The sequence below is a fragment of the Nocardiopsis salina YIM 90010 genome, assembly GCF_000341025.1.
GTDB classification, from domain to species: Bacteria; Actinomycetota; Actinomycetes; order Streptosporangiales; family Streptosporangiaceae; genus Nocardiopsis; species Nocardiopsis salina.
On sequence record NZ_ANBF01000202.1, the window covers coordinates 11,899 to 27,694 of the forward strand.

General features: G+C 71.0%; 15 protein-coding genes and 2 pseudogenes. 15 read left to right on the forward strand and 2 right to left on the reverse strand.

Annotated features, from left to right (window positions below):
* Positions 1-20: 20 nt before the first annotated feature.
* Positions 21-581 carry a ferritin gene (locus tag D474_RS0123120; RefSeq protein WP_017615857.1) on the reverse strand — a complete coding sequence of 187 codons (561 nt, stop codon included), beginning with the start codon at positions 579-581 and terminating at the stop codon, positions 21-23.
* Positions 582-1,065: 484 nt separating this feature from the next.
* Here D474_RS0123120 and hisD point away from each other — a divergent pair.
* The 11 genes and pseudogenes from hisD to D474_RS0123170 all read left to right on the forward strand — a co-directional run bounded on the left by hisD (position 1,066) and on the right by D474_RS0123170 (position 12,476).
* A pseudogene (gene hisD / locus D474_RS29770) lies at positions 1,066-2,261 on the forward strand (histidinol dehydrogenase).
* A gap of 74 nt (positions 2,262-2,335) precedes the next feature.
* Entirely contained in the window at positions 2,336-3,421 is a 1,086-nt protein-coding gene (locus D474_RS0123130; protein WP_017615858.1) for a histidinol-phosphate transaminase, read from the forward strand.
* 38 nt (positions 3,422-3,459) lie between these two features.
* Positions 3,460-4,053: an imidazoleglycerol-phosphate dehydratase HisB gene (gene hisB / locus D474_RS0123135; RefSeq protein WP_017615859.1), complete on the forward strand. Its 594-nt coding sequence runs from the start codon at positions 3,460-3,462 to the stop codon at positions 4,051-4,053.
* Complete coding sequence (locus D474_RS32860) at positions 4,054-4,215, forward strand: hypothetical protein (protein ID WP_017615860.1); 162 nt, start codon at positions 4,054-4,056, stop codon at positions 4,213-4,215.
* Between the two features lie 115 nt (positions 4,216-4,330).
* Entirely contained in the window at positions 4,331-4,987 is a 657-nt protein-coding gene (gene hisH, locus D474_RS0123145) for an imidazole glycerol phosphate synthase subunit HisH (protein ID WP_040704283.1), read from the forward strand.
* Between the two features lie 52 nt (positions 4,988-5,039).
* Positions 5,040-5,769: pseudogene (gene priA, locus D474_RS31310) on the forward strand (bifunctional 1-(5-phosphoribosyl)-5-((5-phosphoribosylamino)methylideneamino)imidazole-4-carboxamide isomerase/phosphoribosylanthranilate isomerase PriA).
* Positions 5,766-6,539 (forward strand): imidazole glycerol phosphate synthase subunit HisF, encoded by a 774-nt coding sequence (hisF, locus tag D474_RS0123150; protein ID WP_026118732.1) that lies wholly within the window; start codon positions 5,766-5,768, stop codon positions 6,537-6,539. Before priA ends, hisF begins: the two are co-directional and overlap by 4 nt.
* Positions 6,540-6,708: 169 nt before the next feature.
* Entirely contained in the window at positions 6,709-7,431 is a 723-nt protein-coding gene (locus D474_RS0123155) for a peptidoglycan-binding domain-containing protein (RefSeq protein WP_026118733.1), read from the forward strand.
* A 251-nt stretch (positions 7,432-7,682) separates the two neighbouring features.
* Positions 7,683-8,279, forward strand: a complete 597-nt coding sequence (locus tag D474_RS0123160) for a peptidoglycan-binding domain-containing protein (protein WP_017615864.1) — start codon at positions 7,683-7,685, stop codon at positions 8,277-8,279.
* A 334-nt stretch (positions 8,280-8,613) separates the two neighbouring features.
* Complete coding sequence (locus D474_RS0123165) at positions 8,614-10,626, forward strand: ABC transporter ATP-binding protein (RefSeq protein ID WP_017615865.1); 2,013 nt, start codon at positions 8,614-8,616, stop codon at positions 10,624-10,626.
* On the forward strand, positions 10,623-12,476 hold the full coding sequence (locus tag D474_RS0123170; protein ID WP_017615866.1) for an ABC transporter ATP-binding protein: 1,854 nt from the start codon (positions 10,623-10,625) through the stop codon (positions 12,474-12,476). The genes D474_RS0123165 and D474_RS0123170 overlap by 4 nt, the downstream gene beginning before the upstream one ends.
* A 57-nt stretch (positions 12,477-12,533) precedes the next feature.
* Here the strand turns inward: D474_RS0123170 and D474_RS0123175 are convergent, their stop codons facing one another.
* Positions 12,534-13,532 carry an SIS domain-containing protein gene (locus D474_RS0123175; RefSeq protein ID WP_017615867.1) on the reverse strand — a complete coding sequence of 333 codons (999 nt, stop codon included), beginning with the start codon at positions 13,530-13,532 and terminating at the stop codon, positions 12,534-12,536.
* A 129-nt stretch (positions 13,533-13,661) separates the two neighbouring features.
* Between D474_RS0123175 and hisI the strand changes: the two genes are divergently transcribed.
* The 4 genes from hisI (at position 13,662) to D474_RS0123195 (ending at position 15,627) form a co-directional block, all read left to right on the forward strand.
* The gene (gene hisI / locus D474_RS0123180) at positions 13,662-14,006 is read left to right on the forward strand and encodes a phosphoribosyl-AMP cyclohydrolase (RefSeq protein ID WP_017615868.1); all 345 of its coding nucleotides are present in this window, start codon (positions 13,662-13,664) and stop codon (positions 14,004-14,006) included.
* A complete protein-coding gene (locus D474_RS0123185) occupies positions 14,003-14,725 on the forward strand; it encodes a Trp biosynthesis-associated membrane protein (RefSeq protein WP_017615869.1) in 723 nt (240 codons plus the stop codon). Before hisI ends, D474_RS0123185 begins: the two co-directional genes overlap by 4 nt.
* Positions 14,715-14,990 carry an HGxxPAAW family protein gene (locus D474_RS0123190; protein WP_017615870.1) on the forward strand — a complete coding sequence of 92 codons (276 nt, stop codon included), beginning with the start codon at positions 14,715-14,717 and terminating at the stop codon, positions 14,988-14,990. The genes D474_RS0123185 and D474_RS0123190 overlap by 11 nt, the downstream gene beginning before the upstream one ends.
* A gap of 130 nt (positions 14,991-15,120) precedes the next feature.
* Entirely contained in the window at positions 15,121-15,627 is a 507-nt protein-coding gene (locus D474_RS0123195) for a DUF2752 domain-containing protein (RefSeq protein ID WP_026118735.1), read from the forward strand.
* Positions 15,628-15,796: the final 169 nt, after the last annotated feature.

Below are 15,796 nucleotides of genomic sequence, written 5' to 3' on the forward strand. Positions count from 1 at the left end.
CACCGGGAAGGCCTGAGCGATCAGGAGGTCGAGGGCCCGGCCGTGCTCGGCGCGGACTGGCTTCCGTTGTCGTCGGCGACCAGGTCGCGGGCCACGAAGGTCTCGACGTCGAAGAGGTTGCCGTCGGCGCGGTCGATGACGTTGAGGAGCGTCGACATCGTCGCCACCTCCTCGACCTGCTCCTGGATGAACCACTGCAGGAACTGTTCGCCCGTGTAGTTGTCCTCGTCGCGGGCGACCCTGGCCAGGGCCTGGAACTGGTCGCTGACCTCGCGCTCGTTGCGCAGGGCCAGAGCCGCAAGATCACGCGGAGCGGAGAAATCGGTCTCGATCGCGTCCACACCCGGAAGGGTGAAGTCGATCTCCTTGTCGAGGAGGAAGCGCACGATCATCATGGCGTGGTCGCGCTCCTCCAGCGACTGCTGGTAGAAGAACTTCGCCAACTGGGGCAGATCCTGGTCGTCGAACCAGGCCGCGAGCGCCACGTACTGGTGCGACGCGGTGAACTCGTGCCGGACCTGGTCCACCAGGAGCCGGTAGAACTTGGAAAGTCCGCTATCGCCGTGCTTGTTCGAAGTCATGCCTCGATCATAACGCATCCACGCCATTTTGGAAAACACAAAAAACGGTCATTCAATTTGTTAGGCAAGCCTTTCACAAGCTTATTTAGGTTAGGTGTCCCAAAGTTAGGCGACGCTAATTCGGGGAGCGTTTCCCCGTATGTTCCGAACCGCCCGGCAGGCCTGGTGCGTGCCGGGCGGGGGGTGTGTGGTGTCCAACATCCGCAAGCCCCGGAACCCCGAACGGGATGCGCCCTCCGGGGTCTCCGGGGGGAACACTGTCCTGCTGCGCGTCGCCCGGCGGCGCGCTCACGGGCGCTCTCGCCGGTCGACGGCGCGTCCGGGCCGACCCCTTCTTCGGCTCGTCGCGGCGCCACCGGATACGCCGCTCGCGACGGACGGCCCCCACCGAGCAGCCCCTAGACTGGTTTCCGTGATCAGTCGAATCGACCTCCGAGGCACCCAGGACGACCCCCGTCGTGCGCTCCCGCGCGCCGAGATCGACGTGGCGGCCGCCGTCGAACGCGTACGTCCCCTCTGCGAGGACGTCGAACATCGCGGGGTCGAGGCGCTGATCGAACTCACCGAACGCTTCGACGGCGTGCGGCTCACCGACATCCGAGTGCCCAAGGACGCCCTCGACCGGGCCCTGGACGAGCTCGACCCGGCCGTGCGCGCCGCCCTCCAGGAGTCCATCGACCGGGCCCGCAGGGTCCACAACGACCAGCGCCGCACCGACCACACCACCCGCGTGGTGCCCGGCGGCCTGGTCACCGAGAAATGGATCCCCGTCGAACGGGTCGGGCTCTATGTCCCCGGCGGCCGCGCCGTCTACCCGTCCAGCGTCGTCATGAACGTCGTGCCCGCCCAGGAGGCCGGGGTGCGCTCCCTGGCCGTGACCTCACCTCCGCAGAAGGAGTTCGGCGGGCTCCCGCACCCCACCATCCTCGCCGCCTGCGCCCTGCTCGGCGTTGACGAGGTCTACGCCGTCGGCGGTGCCCAGGCCGTGGCGATGTTCGCCCACGGCGCCGGCGAGTGCGCCCGCGCCGACATGGTCACCGGCCCCGGCAACCTCTGGGTCGCCGCCGCCAAACGCCACCTCAAGGGCATCATCGGCATCGACGCCGAGGCCGGCCCCACCGAGATCGCGATCCTGGCCGACTCCACCGCGAACGCCGACTACGTCGCAGCCGACCTCATCAGTCAGGCCGAGCACGACGTCGTTGCCGCCTCCGTCCTGGTGACCGACGACCCCGCTCTCGCCGACCGCGTGGACGAACGCCTCGCAGCGCGCGTGCCCGCCACCCGCCACAGCGATCGCATCCGCGAGGCCCTCGGCGGGCCCCAGTCCGGCATCGTCCTGGTAGACGACCTCGACCAGGGCCTGGCAGTGGTCGACGCCTACGCCGCCGAACACCTGGAGATCATGACCGCCGACGCCGGCGAGATCGCCGCGCGCGTGCGAAACGCCGGCGCGATCTTCGTCGGGGACTTCTCCCCGGTCTCCCTCGGCGACTACGCCGCAGGCTCCAACCACGTGCTGCCCACCGGCGGGTNGGGGTCCACATCGTCGACTACGACCGCTCCGCCCTCGCCGACGTCGCCCCCCACGTCGTCGCACTCGCCGACGCCGAGGACCTTCCCGCGCACGGCGAGGCCGTCACCGCACGCACCGGCGACCGCCCGGACGCCGGACAGTAAGACCAGGACGCACCGGACACCGCGGGGCGGCACCGTACCGCCCCGCAGTCCACGACACCCATGAGCGTGAACCCGTGAGCTTCACCCTGAACGACCTGCCGCTCCGCGACGACCTGCGTGGGAGTTCGCCCTACGGGGCCCCGCAGCTCGACGTTCCCGTGGTCCTCAACACCAACGAGAACCCGCACGCGCCCTCCCCGGAACTGGCCAAGGCCCTCGCCGACGCCGTCTCCGAGTCGGCCCTGTCGCTCAACCGCTATCCGGACCGCGACGCCACGGCCCTGCGCAGCGCCCTGGCCGACTACATCGGCCACGGCATCACCACCGAGCAGGTGTGGGCCGCCAACGGTTCCAACGAGATCCTTCAGCAGCTCCTGCAGGCCTTCGGCGGGCCCGGGCGCGTCGCCCTGGGTTTCGAACCCTCCTACTCGATGCACCCGATCATCACCCGCGGCACCAACACCGAATGGGTGTCCGTCCCGCGCGGTGACGACTTCGGTATCGACGTGGACACCGCCCTGGAGGCGATCGCCGAGCACCGCCCCAGCGTCGTGTTCCTGACCTCGCCCAACAACCCCACCGGCACCGCACTCGACCTGGACGACGTGCGCCGCATCGCCGAGGCGGCCCCCGGCGTCGTGGTCGTCGACGAGGCCTACGCCGAGTTCCGCCGCGAGGGAACACCCAGCGCCCTGACGCTGTTGGACCAACACCCGCGCGTGATCGTCTCGCGCACCATGTCCAAGGCCTTCGCGCTCGCCGGTGCCCGCGTCGGCTACCTGGCCGCCCACCCCGCCGTGGTCGACGCGCTCCAGCTGGTCCGCCTGCCCTACCACCTGTCGGCCGTGACCCAGGCCGTGGCCGTCACGGCACTCGCCCACGCCGACGAACTCCTCGGGGCCGTGGCCGACCTGCGCGCCGAACGCGATGCCCTGGTCGACTGGCTGCGCGGAGAGGGCTTCAGCGTCGCCGACTCCGATGCCAACTTCGTCATGTTCGGCCGCTTCGAGGACCGCCACCAGGTGTGGCAGGCCCTCCTCGAACAGCAGGTCCTCATCCGCGAGACCGGTCCCGACGGCTGGCTGCGTGTGACCGTGGGCACCGCCCAGGAGACCGCCGCCTTCCGCGCCGCCCTGCTGCGCGCCACCGGCCGCCGCTGAACCGCCCGGCCCCACACCACCACCGAGGGAAGCACACCATGAGCCGCACCGGACGCGTGGAACGCACCACCAAGGAAACGAAGGTCCTGGTCGAGGTCGACCTCGACGGCACCGGCGTCAGCGACGTCTCCACCGGCGTCGGGTTCTTCGACCACATGCTCGACCAGCTCGCCAAGCACGGCCTGTTCGACCTGACCGTGCGTACCGACGGCGACCTGCACATCGACTCCCACCACACCATGGAGGACACCTCCCTGGCGCTGGGCGCGGCCTTCCGCGAGGCCCTCGGCGACCGAGCCGGCATCCGCCGATTCGCCGACGCCAAGGTGCCGCTCGACGAGGCCCTCGCCGAGGTCACCGTCGACGTCTCCGGCCGTCCCTACCTCGTGCACAGTGAGCCCGAGGGCATGGCCCCGGTCATCGGCCGCGACTACGACACCACCATGACCCGGCACATCTTCGAGTCCTTCGTCGCCCAGGCCCGGGTCGCCCTGCACATCCACGTTCCCTACGGCCGCAACGCCCACCACATCGTCGAGGCCCAGTTCAAGGCCCTGGCCCGCGCCCTGCGCACCGCCACCGAGGACGACCCGCGCGTGAGCGGGGTCCCGTCCACGAAGGGCGTCCTGTAGATGGACACCGACCTGTGGGGCATCGCCCTCGTGGTGCTCGCCGGCTTCCTCGCAGGAGGCGCCTACGCCACGTGGAAGTTCAACCGGGTCCTGGCGGCCATGATCGGCGCGTGCGTGCTCATGGCAGCTCTCGCCGGCGCCGCCCGTCTCGGCTACTTCTAGCTCTGTCCTCGGGCCTCGTTCCGATCCGGCCCGCGGGTCGGGGCCGGTGCCCGGAACCGGCCCCGCAGGGGTCGATGCAGCATCAGACACCGCTTGTTTCAGGGAAAGGAACCCGATGACCTCTCGAGTGGTCGTCCTCGACTACGGATCCGGGAACCTGCGCTCGGCCCAACGGGCCATGGAGCGTACCGGGGCCGAGGTCACCGTCACCTCCGACCCCGACCGGGCCCTGGAGGCCGACGGCCTGGTCGTGCCCGGCGTCGGCTCCTTCAGCGCCTGCATGGCCAGCCTGCGGGAGGCCGGAGGCGACCGCATCATCGGCCGCCGGGTGGCCGGCGGCCGCCCCGTCCTCGGCATCTGCGTGGGCATGCAGGTGCTCTTCGACCGCGGTGTGGAACAGCCCGACCCGCTGGAGGAGGACCGCGCCACCGAGGGCTGCGGCGAGTGGCCCGGCACGGTCGAGCGCCTGCGCGCGCCGGTCCTTCCGCACATGGGCTGGAACAGCGTGAAGGCACCCTCCGACAGCGTCCTCTTCGAAGGCATCGACGACGGTGAGCGCTTCTACTTCGTGCACTCCTACGCGGTGCGCACCTGGGACATGGTGCCGCTCAACCCGCGTGTGCCCGCACCGAAGGTCGTCTGGGCCGAACACGGGGAGCCCTTCGTGGCCGCCGTCGAGAACGGCCCGCTCAGTGCCACGCAGTTCCACCCCGAGAAGTCCGGGGACGCCGGCGCCCGCCTGCTGTCCAACTGGGTGGCGTCCCTGCCCTGAACCGGGCCGCCCCGACCGAAACCGACCGCGAACCGAGCCACGAGAAGGTCCCATGTCCGGCACCACCGCCCCCGCACTCGAACTCCTGCCCGCCGTGGACGTCTCCGGAGGCCAGGCCGTCCAGCTTGTCCAAGGCAAGGCCGGCTCCGGCGGCCAGTACGGCGACCCCTACGCCGCCGCGAACGCCTGGCAGGAGGCCGGAGCCGAGTGGATCCACCTGGTCGACCTGGACGCCGCCTTCGGCCGCGGCCACAACCGCGACCTGCTCCGCGACATCGTGGGCCGCCTCGACGCCAAGGTCGAGATGTCGGGAGGGATCCGTGACGACGACTCCCTGGCCGCGGCGCTGGCCACCGGCTGCGAGCGCGTCAACATCGGCACCGCCGCGCTCGAGAACCCCGAGTGGTGCGCCAAGATCATCGCCGAGCACGGCGACCAGGTCGCCATCGGCCTCGACGTGCGCGGCACCACCCTCGCCGCGCGCGGCTGGACCCGCGACGGCGGCGACCTCTTCGAGACCCTGGCCCGCCTGGAGGAGCAGGGCTGCCAGCGGTACGTGGTCACCGACGTCAACAAGGACGGCACCCTCAAGGGCCCCAACCTGGAACTGCTGCGTACCGTCTGCGAGAACACCGACAAGCCGGTCGTGGCCAGCGGCGGGGGGNGCCATCGCCGGCCTGGTCCCCGAGGGCGTCGAGGGCGCCATCATGGGCACCGCGCTGTACGAGGGCGCTTTCACCCTGGAGGACGCGCTCGCCCTGGTCGAGGAGGTGAAGCGATGAGCCTGGCGATCCGGGTCATCCCCTGCCTCGACGTGGATGCCGGGCGGGTGGTCAAGGGAGTCAACTTCGAGAACCTGCGAGACGCCGGGGACCCGGTCGAGCTGGCCGGGATCTACGACGGCGGCGGAGCCGACGAGCTGACCTTCCTGGACGTGACGGCCTCCAGCGGCGACCGCGAGACCACCTACGACGTCGTGCGGCGCACGGCGGACCAGGTCTTCATCCCGCTCACCGTGGGCGGGGGAGTGCGCACCGCCGAGGACGTCGACCGTCTTCTGCGGGCCGGCGCCGACAAGGTGGGCGTCAACACGGCCGCGATCTCCCGCCCCGCGCTCATCGAGGAGATCGCCGAGCGCTTCGGTCGGCAGGTCCTGGTGCTCTCGGCCGACGTGCGCCGGGTCCCCGAAGGGGGTGAGCCCACCCCGAGCGGGTTCGAGGTCACCACCCACGGCGGGCGCAGAGGCACAGGGATCGACGCCCTGGAGTGGTGCGCCGAGGCCGCGCGCCTGGGGGCGGGGGAGATCCTGCTCAACTCCATGGACGCCGACGGGACCAAGGCCGGGTTCGACCTGGAACTGATCCGTGCGGTGCGTGCGAAGGTCGAGGTGCCCATCATCGCCTCGGGCGGGGCCGGAAGGGTCGAGCACTTCCTTCCCGCGGTCGAGGCGGGTGCCGACGCGTTGCTGGCGGCCACGGTCTTCCACTTCGGCGAGTTCACCATCGGCGAGGTCAAGGACAGCCTGCGAGAGGCCGGGTATCCGGTGCGCTGACGGAGGCCTGCCCGGTCGTCCGGAGGACAAGAGCTGATGCTCCGGTCCTTTCGGGCGATACCGGATCATGACTTTGCGTAAGTGGGCCGTGGCGTTGCGTTGATCCAGTTGTGATTCGTGTGAGGGTGATCACTGTCTTGCCCACCCAACGACTGGGAGATCTCCCGCTATGTCCGCACGCACGCACATCGGGTTCCTAGGTAGGACCGTCGCAGTCGCCGGAGCCGGGCTCATGGCCTTCACCGCTTCCGTCGCCACGGCGCCGACCGCCGGGGCCGACGACCTCGAGCACTCCTCGGCCCAGGTCATCGCGCAGATCGAGGCGCAGCCCTGGCCCTTCTACGAGCAGGGTGAGATCGACCCCGACATCCGCGCCGCCTACCGGGCGCTCGGCCAGAACGGGTACGAGAGCACGGAGGAGACCTCGGAGTTCGGCGAGCCCCTGCAGGAGCAGGTCGACGCCTACCAGGCCGACAACGAGCAGTACCTCCCGCAGACCGGCGACCTCGACGACGAGACCTGGCTGCTGCTGCGCGAGCAGACCTACGGCAGCGAGTACCTGCCCGGTGACGGCCCCGACAACGGCCGCACGTGGGGTGTACTCGGTATCCAGGAACTGCTGATGACCAAGCACGGCGCCGACATCGACAACGACGGCTGGTACGGCGAGGAGACCTTCTACGCGGTCTGCGACGCCCAGGAGCACTACGGCCTCGAGCCCGACGGCTTCGTCGGCCGGCTCACCTGGCGGGCGCTCATCACCGACCAGGACTGGGACGAGGACGCCGCGCGCGCCGTCGCCGAGGCCGAGGTCCCCGACCGGGCCCCGGCCGGCTTCCTGCGCGACGCCGAGGCGGCCGCCGCCCAGTACGACTGCGCGAACCGCCCCTGACGCCGAGCCCCTGACGCAGCCTCGCCACACACACGGCGCCCCGGCCCACGCGGCCCGGGCGCCGTCGTGTGTGCGCAGGAAGGGGCCACGCGCCAGACCCCCGGTGGGTTCACACGGCACCCGCAGAAAACCTCTGCAGACATGCACTTGTGTCCTTTTGGAGGCATTGGGGCCGGATTTGTCAACGGGTGGAGCCACCCCCGCATCACACACGTGCAAGAGGGAAACCGACGGGGGAAGGAGAACCCTCCATGCACGCGACAGTCAGGACCGCACTCGGGCGCCTCATGGCGCTGGTGATGACGGGGGCGCTCGCCCTGATGGCCACCGTGGCACTGAGCTCCAGTGCCTCGGCGGAGGACCTCGAGAACACCTCCGACGACGTGATCGCCGGCATCGAGGCCCAGGACTGGCCCGAATACGGGCTCGGGGACCAGCACCCCGACATCGCCGCCGCCAAGTACCTGCTCCAGGAGATCGGGTTCGACCCGCACCTGAACGAGGACTCACCCAGCGAGTTCGACGCGAAGACCGAGGCCGCGGTCTCGGCCTTCCAGAACAGCCGGGGTCTGGAGGACAACGGCAGGCTCGACCAGGACACCTGGACCGCGCTCAGCGACGGGGTCTTCGGCGAGTGGGGTCTGGGCAGCAGCGGTGACGCCGTCAAGGCGATCCAGTTCATGCTCAACGCCAAGTTCTACGTCCACCACGAGGTCGACGGTGAGTACCGCGACATCACCGAGGGCGCCGTCACCGAGGCGCAGGAGCACTTCGAAATCGCCGCCGACGGCATCGTCGGCCCGATCACCTGGCGGGCACTGGTCACCTACGACGACTACGACCGCTGACCCGACCGTACCGGGGCGCAGTGCACCGCGCCCCACCGGCGGCTCCCACGGCCCGGACCCACGCGGTCCGGGCTCTCTCGTGGCCGGAGCCCCACTGTCGGCCGGGTGTGCCCCCGGGTGCACGCGCCCCCCGGGCTCCATCCGCACGGCCCCGGGAACCGGAATAGGCCCGACATTCACGGTGCTGAAACAAACCGGTGGAACCTTGTCGGTGCCGACGGACATACTCGGCACCGGATCACGCCGACTCCGTGCCTCCCACACCCGGCCAGGCACGGAGTGCGGCTGTCCGGGCCCGAACGGGCCGTCACACAGCGCGCAGAACGGGGGGCGCATGGCCCGGGGCACGACCACGACCCGCACCGCACCCGCGGGAGGGGCCGCTCCACCCGGGGAGGACGGCACGCCCACCGCCGCCCGCACGCGGAGCAGCGACGGTACCCACCGGGGCGTCTTCAGCAGAGGCATGCGGGTCATCGGGCACGCCGTGCGGGCCGAACCCTGGATCTTCGGCCTCGCCGTCTTCGGGGCCATGCTGCACTCGGCCGTCAACGTCGGTTCCGCCTCCGTGCTCGGCCACATCACCGACCACACGATCCTGCCCGCCTTCGCCCAGGGCTCCACCACGGCGGCCGCCCTCCTGGCCGCCGCGGCCCTGCTCATGGCGGTCGGCCTCGGCAAGGCCATCGGACTCGCGATCCGCCGCCTCCTCGCCGGACTCATGCAGTTCCGCATGCAGGCCCGCTACCGGCGCTCCGTCGCCTGCAAGTACCTCGAACTCCCGTTGTCCTGGCACCACCGCCACCCCACCGGACAACTGCTCTCCAACGCCAACGCCGACGTCGAGGCCACCTGGCAGCCCCTGGCGCCCCTGCCCATGGTCGTGGGCAGCATCTTCATGCTGGCCATCTCCGCCGTGGCCATGATCGTCACCGACCCCGTCCTCGCCCTCGTCGCCTTCGTCGTCTTCCCCGTCCTGGCCGCAGCCAACGTCGCCTTCCAACGTCGCGTCTCACCCCTGGCCTCCCACGCCCAGGCCCTGCGCGCCGAGGTCAGCGGGGTGGCCCACGAGTCCTTCGACGGCGCCCTCGTCGTCAAGACCCTCGGCCGTGAGGACACCGAGACCGAACGCTTCACCGACGCCACCCACCGCCTGCGCGACGCGCTCATCCGTGTCGGCCGCCTGCGCTCGATGTTCGACCCCTTCATGGAGGTACTGCCCAACCTCGGCGTGCTCGCGGTCCTGCTCATCGGCATGTGGCGCCTGAGCACCGGCGCCATCGAACCCGGCGACCTTGTACAGATCGCGTTCCTGTTCACCCTGCTCACCCTGCCCATCCGTTCCTTCGGCTGGCTCCTGGGCGACCTGCCCCGCAGCGTCGTGGGCTGGGACCGCGTGCAGTCGGTCCTGCGCTCCGAGGGCGCCATGGAGTACGGCGACCGCACCCTCGACCAAGGCCCCGCCGGGATCGGCCTCGCCGTGCGCGATGTGACCTTCACCTACTCGGACTCCTACGACTCCGACCACCGCGACCTCATGGACGACGGCACACCCGAGGCCCGCACCACCGTCCTCGACGGGTTCGACCTCGACATCGGCCCCGGCCGCACCGTCGCAGTTGTCGGACCCACCGGATCCGGAAAATCCACCCTGACCACGGTGCTCATGCGACTGGTCGACCCCGACAACGGCACCGTCTCCTACGACGGGACCGACGTGCGCGACCTGGCCCGCGACCAGATCCCCACCCACGCCGCCCTCGTTCCTCAGGGCACGTTCGTCTTCGAGGACACTGTCCGCGACAACATCACCCTCGGCGCCGCCGGAATCGACGACGAACAGGTCTGGGCCGCCCTGCGCCTGGCACGAGCCGACGGGTTCATCGCCGAGCTCGACGGCGGCCTCGACGCCCGCCTGGGTGAGAAGGGCACCTCGCTCTCCGGCGGCCAACGCCAGCGCCTCGCTCTGGCCCGCGCCGTCGTGCGCCGCCCGCGCCTGCTCATCATGGACGACGCCACCTCTGCCGTGGACCCGCAGGTCGAGGCGCAGATCCTCGCCGGGCTCCGTGAACGCGACGACGCCGCGACCGTCCTGGTGGTCGCCTACCGACGCGCCACCATCGAGCTCGCCGACGAGGTCGTCTACATGGAGGGCGGAAGGGTTCGCGGACGCGGCACCCACAGTGACCTCCTGCGCACCTCACCCGGTTACGCCCGCCTGGTCACCGCCTACGAGCGCGCCGGCGAGGGCGAACACGAACCCTTGCCCGAGGAACCCGGACCGGCCGATCCCACACCGAACACCGCCCCGCGCGGCGGCCGAGCCCGCGAGGAGGACGACCGATGAGCGCGCCCACCCGGTCCCGCGACGACGAACGCACCGCCGCAGGCGCCACACCGCGACCCGGGGGTGCCACCGACCGGTCCGTCGGCCTCACCCGCAGCCGCGACGGGGCCCTGGGCACCATCAAACGCGGCATCAGGCTCTCCCCGGAGTTCACCAAGGGGCTGTGGCTCACCCTGGTCTTCGCCGCCGTCGCCACGGTGGGCAAGGTCGTCGTGCCCATCGCCGTGCAACAGATCATCGACAACGGGCTCGCCGGACCCGGCGGCCCCGACCTGGGCTTCGTCACCCGCATGGTCGGCGCGTGCGCCGCCCTGCTCGTGATCACGATGGTCTGTTCGTACCTGATGAACCTGCGCCTGTACCGGGCCACCGAGTCCGGGCTTGCCACGCTGCGCCGCAAGGCCTTCCGGCACGTGCACGACCTGTCCGTGCTCACCCAGAACAGCGAACGCAAGGGCGCCCTGGTCTCGCGAGTGACCGCCGACGTCGACCAGATCTCGATGTTCATGCAGTGGGGCGGTCTGCTGCTCATCGTCAGCGGCGGCCAACTCATCATCGCCACCACCCTCATGGCGGTCTACTCCTGGCAGCTGACCCTCGTGGTCTGGATCTGCTTCCTGCCGCTGCTGTTCGGCGTGCGCTGGCTGCAGAAGCTGCTGTCCAAGGCCTACCTGAACGTGCGCGAACGCACCGGCGACATGCTCGGCGCCGTCGGCGAGACCGTCATGGGTGCCGCCGTCATCCGCGCCCACGGCACCGAACGCCGCACAGCCCAGCGCATCGACGACAGCGTGCTCGCCACCCGCGCGGCGCAGGTCAAGGCGCAGAGGCTGTCCATGGCCGTCTCACCCTTCGCGGAGATGGTCGCCGCCCTGGGCAACACCGCGGTCGTGCTGGTCGGGGTGTGGATCGGCATCGACGGAGGGATCACCGCCGGGCAGCTCATCGCTTTCCTGTTCCTCATGACGCTGTTCGTGCAGCCCATGATGATGGCCACCGAGATCTTCAACGAGGCCCAGAACGCCATCGCCGGGTGGCGGCGCGTGCTCGGTGTGCTCGACACCGCGCCCGACATCGCTGATCCGGGCGAGGCCGGCAAGGTACTGCCGCGCGGGGCCGTGCGCGTCGGCTTCGAAGGGGTCACCTACTCCTACCCCGACGGGCCGGTCGTGCTCGACCACATCGACGTGGAGCTCGAGCCCGGGACCCGGATCGCGGTCGTGGGGGAGACCGGCTCCGGCAAGACCACCTTCGTCAAGCTCCTGACCCGCCTCATGGACCCGGACGAGGGCACCGTGCGACTCGACAGTGCCGACCTGCGCGAGGTCGCGTTCACGTCGCTGCGGCGCCGCGTGGTCATGGTCCCGCAGGAAGGGTTCCTGTTCGACAGCTCCCTGGGAGACAACATCCGCTTCGCGCGCCCAGAGAGCAGCGACGCCGAACTCGAGGCTGCCGTCACCGAGCTCGGGCTCGGCGAATGGTTGGACAGCCTCGCCCACGGCCTCGACACCCCCGTCGGACAGCGCGGGGAGTCCCTGTCGGCCGGCGAACGCCAGCTCGTCGCGCTCGTGCGCGCCTACATCGCCGACCCCGACCTGCTCGTGCTGGACGAGGCCACCTCCGCCGTGGACCCGCACACCGAGATGCGGATCCAGCGAGCCCTGGACCGGCTCACCCGCGGGCGCACGTCAGTGGCGATCGCGCACCGGCTCTCCACCGCCGAGGCCGCCGACCGGGTGCTGGTCTTCGACGCCGGACAGATCGTGCAGAGCGGATCGCACGCCGAGCTCGTCGCCGAACCCGGTGTCTACGCCGACCTCCACGCCTCCTGGGTGCGTTCCTCCGCCTGACCTGCCGTCCCCGGCGGGCCCGGAAACCATGGCAGGGGCTCGCCGGGAGAGCCCGGGTCAGGGGCGGTGGTGCCACCAGTGGGAGGCCAGCAGCTCCGCGACCAGCGGCTCGGTGAGCAGGCTCACGTCCGCGTCCGAGTCACCCGGATACCGTACTGTCAGCGAGGCCCCGGGCAGGCGCTCGCGCCCGGGGGTGGGGCCCACCGCCACGAACGAGCCCCGCAATTGCAACAGGTGCTCCGCGAAACGCTCGTCGTAGGTCGAACCCGCGAACAGTACCGCCCGGTAGTCCGTGACCGCGGCCAGGTAGCGCTCGCTGTGCGACCACTCACCGGTCTCCGCGGCGTGGGCCCGCAGCACCGGACCCTGGCGCAGCACCCGCACCCCTTGGCCCGCCGACGCCAGGCGACCGGCCGGTGCCACCAGGTTCAGTCCGTCGAGGGAGTGCAACAACCGCGCCGCTTCCGGCAGCCACTCGTGAGCACCTCGCAACAACGATTGCGTGGCGTTGGACACACGCCGCAACAGCCCCGGGAAGTTCCCGCTGCCCCCGACCGGCGCGCCCAAACGGTGTCCCAACAGCAACAGCAGCGCCAGTGCGTGCTGGTACGCACTGCACCCCAGGCCCGACACGGCCGCATCGCCGGTCCGCAACGGCACCAACAGGTCCGCGTAACGCGCCACAGGGGTGTCCGCGTCCGGCGCCAGAACGATCACCGGTGAACGCGCCACGTACCGGTCGAGCACCGTGGCCAGCTCCCGCTGCCCGCCGCCCAGGCTCACGCCCACCACCAGGGTCTCCTCACCCGCCGGCGGTTGCTCGGCCGAGGACGAGAAGTCCGCGTGCGCACCGATCCCCGCCCGCCGCAACCGCGTCGCGGCGGCCTCACACGCGTGCCGGGCCGCACCCGTCCCCACCAGGCGCACCTGCACCGGCTCGTCCTCCAACAGCGCAGGCAACGCCGCATACGGGTCCCAGCGCGGAAATTTCTCGGCCAGACGGGTCAGGGCGGCGGGCTTGCCCGCCAGCTCCGCCGACAGTGACTCTGCGGACACGGCACTCCCAGGACACAGCACAGGTGGTCGGACCGCCCAACGGTAGCGGTTCCACGCCCACACGTTCTCCGCGCCCGAGATCCCCGACCCGGTGACGCTTCGCGCAGGAGCGGCCCTAACCTGGAAAACATGAGCGTCACCAGCCTCTCCCCGGACATCGCCGCGCGCCTCGAACGCGACGCGAACGGCCTCGTCCCCGCGATCGTGCAACAGCACGACACCGGGGACGTGCTCATGCTCGCCTGGATGGACGACGAGGCGCTGCACCGCACCCTCACCACCGGCGCCGCCACCTACTGGTCGCGCAGTCGCCGCGAGTACTGGGTGAAGGGCGCCACGTCGGGGAACACCCAGCGGGTCGTCTCCGTTGCACTGGACTGTGACGGCGACACTCTCCTCGTCCAGGTCGACCAGACCGGGGCGGCCTGTCACACCGGTGACCACACGTGCTTCGACGCCGGGCGGCTGATGTGACCTCCTCGACCAAACGCGCGCGCCGCGAGTTCGGCCTGACGGCCCTCGCCACCGCTGCCGCGGCCGGGATGATGCTGGCGTCCGGCGGCCAGGTCTGGGTCGACGCCCTGCTCGAAGCACCGGGCCCCGTTCAGGCCGTGCCCGTCGAGGCCACCGGGTCCGACCTGACCGGGGTCCCCAGCGGGATCGCCTGGGCCGGACTCGCGTCGATCGCCGGCCTCTACGCCGCACGCGGCTGGGCACGCCGTGTCATCGGCGCCTCCGTCGCCGCGGGGGGAGTGCTCGCCCTCGTCGCGGTGTGGACCAGCACCCGCACGCAGGCCCTCGCCGACACCGTCGCCACGCACGCCACCGACGTGGCCGGGACCGCGCAGCTGGTCGGCGAACCCGATGTCCAGGCCTCGGGGCCGCTCCTCGCCGCCGCCGGGAGCGCGCTCCTGGCCCTGGCCGGGATCGTGGCGACCTTCCGTTCCCCTGCCTGGCCAGGTATGGGCAACCGGTACGATCGGGTCGCCGTGCCGCGTCCGAGTCAGGCGACCGCCCCGTCCGACCTGTGGAAATCTCTGGACGCCGGAGACGATCCAACCCTTGAAGCCCCCGATGGCGACGGTGTGCCCGCGAAGGACGCCGGACGCGCCGCCGACACCGGGAGCGACCCAGCACCCGCACAGCCGGCCACCGGGCCGGCCCAACCGAAGGAGGGGCCCGATGGCCGCTGAAGAACACCACGACGACCACGGGAACACCGTTTCGGCCTGGTTCCTCACCGTGACCTGGATCGTCGCCTGGACCGTGGCCGCCGTGGCCATCATGATGGGCGGCGCCCTGGTTCTGTGGACCGCGATCGCCCTGGGCGCCAGCGTCGTCTTCGCCGTCATCGCCGGTGTGATGAAGAAGGTCGGCCTCGGCCGCAAGGAGGCCCGCCCCGTGCCTCCCACGCGTGAGGAGTGGGAGGCCTCCCGCGAGCTCGCCGCCTCCAAGTAGGCCGGTCCCGCCACACCGTCGCTCGGTGCTTCCGTGGCCCCGCTCCCCCTGGCCGCCCAGGGGGAGCGGGGCCCTTCTACGTCCGGCACCCGCGCAACTCCGCAGCGTCCGTACGCCCTACCCTGGGCGTGTGGAGCCACAACACGCACCGGACGCAGCAGATCCCGCCCCCACCCGCCCGCCCGGGCGCCTGGACCGGTTGGTCTCCCGCGTACCCCCGTGGGTCTGGCCGGTCGGACTCGGCGTCCTGGGGCTGGTCGGCGCTGTGGTCCTGCACCTGTTCGACCCCTCGCAGGACGACAACCCCTACCCCACCTGCCCGTTCCTGTTCCTCACCGGGCTCCAGTGCCCCGGCTGCGGAACCACCCGCGCCCTGGCCCTGCTCACCCACGGGGACCTCGTCGCCGCCGTGAGCATGAACCCCCTCACCGTGCTCGTTCTGCCGTTCCTCCTGTTGGTGTACGCACGCTGGCTCGTCGGGACCCTGCGCAGGAACGGCCCACCCCTGCGCCCCGAACCCCACGTGCCCACCTGGGCGATGCTCGCCGTCCTGGCCGGGGTCATCGTCTTCTGGATCCTGCGCAACCTGCCCTGGTTCTCCGTCCTGGCCGCCGGGACCCCGCCCCTGTCGGGCTGACCGATACCAGGCAGCCACCACCACAGGCCACCCGAGGTGGCACCGGTGCACCGCACCGCCCGTGCCCGGCTCCCATCATCAGCGGACTCTCCGGGCCCTGCCCCCTCCGCCGCATGTCCCCTGTGACTCTTTTCCGATGCTGCACCCGCCGTGTCGGCGGGGGGGGGGG